Annotated in this window: 1 pseudogene; it reads left to right on the top strand. The window is 75.5% G+C overall.

The window, feature by feature from the left end:
* Positions 1–1,259, top strand: a pseudogene (locus AC3WOS_RS28520) (hypothetical protein); the annotation flags it as partial.

Genomic DNA, 1,259 nt, shown 5'->3' with positions numbered 1-1,259 from the left:
ATCGTGGGCAACCTGAGCAACGACGCCACCCAGGGCCAGCGCATCACCAGCGACAGCGGCACGGCCACCCATTACTGGCGCATCCACCAAAGCGGCACCGACGCCACGGGCAGCGCCAGCACGGCCTATGCGCCGCCGGACACGGTCGAAACGATCACGCTGAGCGCGGAACGGCATGAAGGCTACGTCGCCCCCGACCAGATGGCGGCGGCGCCGGGCGGCGCGGTGGCCGTCAGCGTCAATGGCGCTACCAGCGCGGCCGGCAGGGCCGGCGCGACGGTCAGGCAGGCGGCCATCGTCAAGGCGGGCGCCAGCGTTGATGCCGTGGGCACGGCCGGCGGCCAGCAGGCGGCGGCCGCGGCCGGTGCCGGCGGCTTGAACGGCACCGATCGTACCGGCCACGCGGGCCAGGCGGCCAGCGTGGCGGCGGCGACGGGCGACCAGGCGGCGGCCAATGGCGCGCCCGACGCGCCGCCCGCCGGCACGGCCGTGAACGTGCAGTTCGCCGGCGCCGGCGTGGCGGCGCGGCAGGTGGACGCCGCCGCCGGGGTCGCCGGACTGGACGGCACGGCCCGCACCGGCAATGCCGGCCGGGCCGCCAACGTCGGCGCGGCCAGCGGCGCGCAAGCTGCCGCCGCCGTCGGCGCCCACGGCCCCGACCATGCCGCCCTTGCCGTTGCCGCCACTGTGCGCACCGGCTCGGCGAGCGTGGCGGTCCAGGCCGCCACGGGGGCCAGCGCTCCCGGCGCGGCGCACGTGGGCCGCATCGAGCAGGCCCAGGGCGCGCACGCGGCCGGGGGCGCGCAAGAGGTGCGCGCCGGCACGCCCACCACGCGCATTCCGAACGCCAGCCTGTACACCGTCGACACCGCGCCCACGGCCGGCTACCTGGTCGAGACCGACCAGCGCTTCGCCGGCTACCGCGAATGGCGCGGCTCGGACTACATGCTGGCCTCCGTGCAGCTGGCGCCGGACGTGACGCAAAAGCGCATCGGCGACGGCTTCTACGAACAGGGGCTGGTGCGGGCGCAGGTGGCGCAGCTGACGGGGCGCCGCTTCCTGGGCGACTACAGCAGCGACGACCAGCAATACCAGGCCCTGATGGACGCCGGCGTGGCCTATGCGAAGCAGTGGAACCTGCGTCCCGGTGTGGCCCTGACGCCGGCCCAGATGGCGGCCCTGAGCAGCGACATCGTGTGGCTGGTGGAACAGGACGTCACGCTGGCCGACGGCACGGTGCAAAAGGTGCTGGCGCCGCA

This window comes from Rugamonas sp. FW305-51, assembly GCF_058786935.1.
The sequence above is the reverse complement of the archived record's forward strand: the minus strand, read 5'-3'. Positions and strand labels throughout refer to the sequence as shown.